This window comes from Ruthenibacterium lactatiformans (genome assembly GCF_000949455.1).
GTDB lineage: Bacteria > Bacillota > Clostridia > Oscillospirales > Ruminococcaceae > Ruthenibacterium > Ruthenibacterium lactatiformans.
Genome location: NZ_JXXK01000070.1, coordinates 1 through 4856, shown reverse-complemented (window position 1 = coordinate 4856; position 4856 = coordinate 1). Strand labels below are relative to the sequence as shown.

Genomic DNA, 4856 nt, shown 5'->3' with positions numbered 1-4856 from the left:
GGAACGCACCGCACACCAGGCGCTGGAGGATACAGTGACGGTCTATCGGGGCGTTACCCCCTACAACGCCAAAAATATCAGGGCGCTGTCCTGGACCCTGGATCGGGAAACGGCGGACAGGTTCGCCCACCGCTTCGGTGAGGACGGAACGGTGTATGAGGCGCAGATTCGGAAGGAACACATCCTGGCCCTGTTCACTGGCAGGAACGAAAGCGAGGCCATCGTAGACCCGCGGCATTTGGAACAGATCATGGAGTCCCCGGAGCCGCAATTTGATATGCAGATGACCTGAGTATCCCCGGTAAATATTCTGATAGACTTTCCGCTGTCATTGTGGTATTGGTTGTGTTTACAAAAACGACGGAGGTGAATTGCATGAAGCGGCAAATGTAAATAAAAACAGATTTGAATGAAAGGCTGGGAGGGACGTAAAAATGGCTTTATTGTTTTCTGCGGTGACGGTCACCGCAGGCGAAGATGAAATCGAACTTCTCGTCGGAGGAATCCCGAGAGAATACGACGACCTGGAAGGCTGGAGTGAATTCGACGATTTAATGTGCTTTATCAGTGAGGAAACCGAAGTGTCGGTTCGTGCTGAAGCCTATCTTTATGGCGAAGGCGAATCCATGAGAGCCTCACCGGAAGAGATCGATGATTTGATGCAGCGCATGAAAGACGACACCGGCTTTCTGAATCGCTGCTGCAGTAACTTGGAAAGCGTAAACTTTACTTTCATATGGTCACCGGAAGAGTTGTTTGATATGCCGTTTGGACAAATGCTGATGTAACAGCCCCGCGGAAATATTTTCGCGGGGCTGTCTGCATAAACAGATCAGGGGGAAGGAGGGCACACACAATTACAAAATACGCAAAGCAAAAGCGGGGAGCAATTGGCAGCAGAGCCAAATGCTCCCCGCTTTTTTGCGTTAAACGGGAGGTGAAAATTCTGAAATATCCATATGGGAAAGGGCGGTCGAGGACACGGCCGACAAGCTGCTGTATTCTGCCGCTGGGCCGTGTCATTGGGCCGGATATCCCGCGTGTGGAAAGTGAACCGCAGTGTGAAAGCTGCAGGCTGGCCCGGCATGGTTTTCTGTGCCGGTTCAGCGATGGGACATGCCTGAGAACAAATATGCCGAAGAAGAAGGGAGAGCAATGAGTGAAGAGTATCCGTAATGTGGATGTGCTGTACACGATCCACGAAAAAAGCCGTGTGCTGGAAGAATGCATCTGCCGGGTGGAATCCGCATGCGATACAGGCCATTTCGAGAGCGTGGACTCCGCACTGCGCACAAAACCGGAGCTGCGCGCGGCGCTTGGCACATATATCCGGCAGATGCTGGCGCTGCTGAGGATGCTGACGCCGCAGGCATACAGCACGGCCAGTTTGGACGTCCGGGATATTCAGGATCTGCTACAGGCGTTGCAGTGGGAACCGGACAGAGTGTCCGCGTTCTGGCCGGACCTGTGTGATGCATGCCGGACGCTGTACCGCCTGAGCGGAGAACAGCTTGATATCTATGTCCGCCTGACCCAGCCCGCCTATGCAGCCGACTTGCATTTGGTGGAACCGGACACACTGCCGCCGTCCTGACAGAGAAATTCCAATTTGGAGTACCAGACATCGCTGACTCAAGGGCAGCCGGATGACGAGGCGGTGCGTCTGCTTCAATACTATGAGGCGCTGGCGCTGGAAAATGATCCGAGGGGATACTGCGTCTGCACCAGTGAAGGAAAGGACAGCCGCGTATTAGGCCATCTGTTCCGGCGCGCGGGAGTAAAACATTTTTATCAACATTCCATAACAGGGATCGACCCGCCCGAACTGATCTATTTTCAGCGTTCCAACTTCCAGCAGTACCGTGATGCGGGATATCTCACATACGATGTGATGTACCGCAAGAGCATGTGGCAGCTGATGCTTGAAAAAAAGATACCGCCGCTTCGGACGATCCGGTATTGCTGCGCGGAATTAAAGGAAAAACGCAGTGAACATCAGGGCAAGGCGGTGGTTTCTTTCGGCGTGCGGAAATATGAGAGTGTGAAACGTGCCAGGTCGCGCAATGAACTTGAGATCGCTCTTCCACGGCAGAAGAACCTCATCATGCCTTTTGATGATGGAGAGAACCGGAAAATCTTTGAATTGTGCTACCGGGACAGAGAAAAACGCGTCAACCCGCTGGCGTATTGGAACGATGCGGATATATGGAACTACAGCCGCGATGTGAAGCTGGAACAGTGTTCCCTGTACAGCGAGGGCTTCGACCGGCTGGGCTGCATCGGCTACCCACTCGCACGGGAGCAGAACAGGCGCAGGGAATTTTCCCGCTGGCCGAAATTCTATGAACAGTATCTTCGGACATTTGACAGAATGCTGGAAAGGAGACGGCAGTGCGGAGATGCCATTTTGGACTATGCATCAACGGCAGAAATATGGATGGAATGGTGGCTGAGCGACCATGTGCAGGAAACTGCAGGCGCCGGCCAGCTGTCGCTCTACGAATTGTAGGACAGCCACTGGAGAAGAGGCCTCCGCAGACCGGTTTTACACAGAGTATATATATCCACAGAGAGGCAGCTGGAAAACGGGATAAAGGGAAATCCGTGAAGTAGAACAGGAACACGCGGGGCGCGGAATACCCCGTGTGCGGGGATATGCGCCCTGTCCGAAGAAAGGGGAGGCGCATATGGTATAGACAGCTTCATGGCATGGGTGGGCGGCAAAAAAGCACTCCGGGAAGAGGTGCTGGTGCGCTTCCCGCTCTACTATGAACGATATATAGAGGTATTTGGCGGCGGAGGCTGGGTGCTGTTCCACAAACCGCCGGGCACGGATTTTGAGGTGTACAATGATCTGAACGGAAATCTTGCCGCACTGTACCGTACGGTGCGTGACCATCCGCGGGAGCTGCAGGAGCGGCTTCGGTATGTCCTCAATTCACGGGAGGATTTCATGCGCCTCAAGCAGGTGCTGGAGCATCCGGAGGGGATGGAGGAAGTGGCGCGCGCCGCGGCGTTTTACCAGGTCATTCGGTACAGCTACGCGGCAGGCTGCGGCAGCTTTGCGGCGCAGCCGCACAGCATGTGGGGGAACTTCCCCCTCATCGATAAAGCCTGCGCACGGCTGCAGAAGGTCGTTGTGGAGAATAAGGACTTCGAGAAGCTCATCCGGCAGTATGACAGGCCGGTGAGCTTTTTCTATTGCGACCCGCCGTATGTAGACACCGAGGATTACTACAGCAATATCACCTTTGGCCGTGGGGGCCACGAACGCCTGCGGGACACGCTGCTGTCGGTGCAGGGCAAGTTCCTGCTGTCGTACAACGACCATCCTCTGGTATGGGAAATGTATGACCGGCCGGGAATATATATCGAGCGCGTGACGCGGCTCAACAATATGAAACAGCGGTATGACGGTGGCGCGCAGTTCCCGGAATTGTTTGTTTCGAACTATGACCAGTCCGAACGCATCCGGGTCCTGCCGGAACAGCTGTCATTCGCATCATAACAAAGGAGAATGGAAAATGGAAAAGACCGGGGAAATGAATCTGTATCTGTACGTAGACGGACGCGGCCGTATGACGATACCGAGTGCGCTGCGCTGCCGCACAGGGATGGGAAAGAACAGTTTTGTCCGCGCCCGGCTGTACGGCAGCGTTGTCCAGCTTACGCATGTGACGCCACGGGAGGCCGCGCAGATGACCGAGGAGGAGCTGCTCGACTTCATCCGTGCGTCTCTGCCGCGTCTGAGCGCGGAGGGGGCAAAACGGGTGATGCGGGAGCTGTTGGAGGAAGCATATGCAGAAGCGCAGGATGCCGCGGAATGCTAAACGGGCGTCAGGCGCTGTTGTGTGTGCGGGTCTGCTGTTGAGCGGATGCTCGGGCCATCCGCTGGCGGATACCGCACGGGAAGCGCTGCAGGCGGTAACGGCGGGCGAAGCCCTGCCCGCGCCGCTGGCACGGGCCTATCTGCTTCTGAGCCTGTCACTGGCGCTGAACGCGGTGATGGTCCTGTGCTGGGCGGGCGGTCAGCTCGCCCGTCTGGGCAGGCTGGTGCGGCGGATGACCGCACGGCAGAAAAAAGAGATCGTCGTGAAGGTGGAGCAGATGGCGCCGAACCGGAGCACGGTGCAGTGTGATTCGCCCATGCCGGAAACACCGTTCATCATTCCGGAGCCGGAGCAGAAAACAGAAATACGGGCGAAAAAACCGGAACGGAGATCCAGCCGGCAGGAAAAGGGACAGGCCGTAAAGCAGCCTGTGCCAAAGATGGAAATACCAAATATTTTAAAAGAATTGGAGACAGGAGGATGCGCATGAACAGAATAAAGAAAGTGAGCAGACCGGCGGCAAGCCTGCTTGCGCTGCTGCTGTGTGTGACGCTGTTTGCGTCCACGGCGTTCGCCGCGGGCGGCGCGCTGGGCGCGGACCGAAACGGCACGCCATATACCTACGTGATCGGGTACATGTATTCCGGCAGCTCCCAGACCGTCAACACACGGGAGATCTTCACATCGCCCAACAACTATGACATCTGGCTTTGCCCGGTGTGCGGGCGGGACCCGTTGGGGAATTCGCAGGGAACGGCGCTGGCCGCAGATCTATATATGCCGTGCTATGGATACGATATTGCGGCAGCGGGCGGGGACATGAGCATCCGCTACGCGCTGGTGCGGCACAGGCACAACAACGGGCAGCTGTCGGATGACCGGGTATATATCCCGGTCAACGTGCCGATGTATGCGGGCTGCTATTACGGCTATGACCTTACTGAACCGGCCGGCGTGCAGGTCAGCGCGCCCACGGGCTGGCAGCGGGACAGCGCGGTGGTGCGTTTTTCGGGCGGTACGGATACC

At 56.3% G+C, this 4856-nt stretch carries 6 protein-coding genes and 2 pseudogenes; all 8 read left to right on the top strand.

Going from position 1 to position 4856, the window contains the following annotated elements:
* A pseudogene (locus tag TQ39_RS19530) lies at nt 1-292 on the top strand (hypothetical protein); the annotation flags it as partial.
* A 142-nt stretch (nt 293-434) separates the two neighbouring features.
* Nucleotides 435-788 carry a hypothetical protein gene (locus TQ39_RS19525; RefSeq protein ID WP_050006768.1) on the top strand — a complete coding sequence of 118 codons (354 nt, stop codon included), beginning with the start codon at nt 435-437 and terminating at the stop codon, nt 786-788.
* 371 nt (nt 789-1159) lie between these two features.
* The gene (locus TQ39_RS19520; protein ID WP_050006767.1) at nt 1160-1594 is read left to right on the top strand and encodes a hypothetical protein; all 435 of its coding nucleotides are present in this window, start codon (nt 1160-1162) and stop codon (nt 1592-1594) included.
* A 15-nt stretch (nt 1595-1609) separates the two neighbouring features.
* A complete protein-coding gene (locus TQ39_RS19515) occupies nt 1610-2509 on the top strand; it encodes a phosphoadenosine phosphosulfate reductase domain-containing protein (RefSeq protein WP_050006766.1) in 900 nt (299 codons plus the stop codon).
* Nucleotides 2510-2704: 195 nt separating this feature from the next.
* Nucleotides 2705-3508 carry a DNA adenine methylase gene (locus TQ39_RS19510; protein ID WP_050006765.1) on the top strand — a complete coding sequence of 268 codons (804 nt, stop codon included), beginning with the start codon at nt 2705-2707 and terminating at the stop codon, nt 3506-3508.
* A 16-nt stretch (nt 3509-3524) separates the two neighbouring features.
* Nucleotides 3525-3830: a hypothetical protein gene (locus TQ39_RS19505; RefSeq protein WP_050006764.1), complete on the top strand. Its 306-nt coding sequence runs from the start codon at nt 3525-3527 to the stop codon at nt 3828-3830.
* Nucleotides 3799-4320 carry a hypothetical protein gene (locus TQ39_RS19500; protein ID WP_155201862.1) on the top strand — a complete coding sequence of 174 codons (522 nt, stop codon included), beginning with the start codon at nt 3799-3801 and terminating at the stop codon, nt 4318-4320. Before TQ39_RS19505 ends, TQ39_RS19500 begins: the two co-directional genes overlap by 32 nt.
* Nucleotides 4317-4856, top strand: a pseudogene (locus tag TQ39_RS19495) (OmpL47-type beta-barrel domain-containing protein); the annotation flags it as partial. The gene TQ39_RS19500 and the pseudogene TQ39_RS19495, both read left to right, overlap by 4 nt.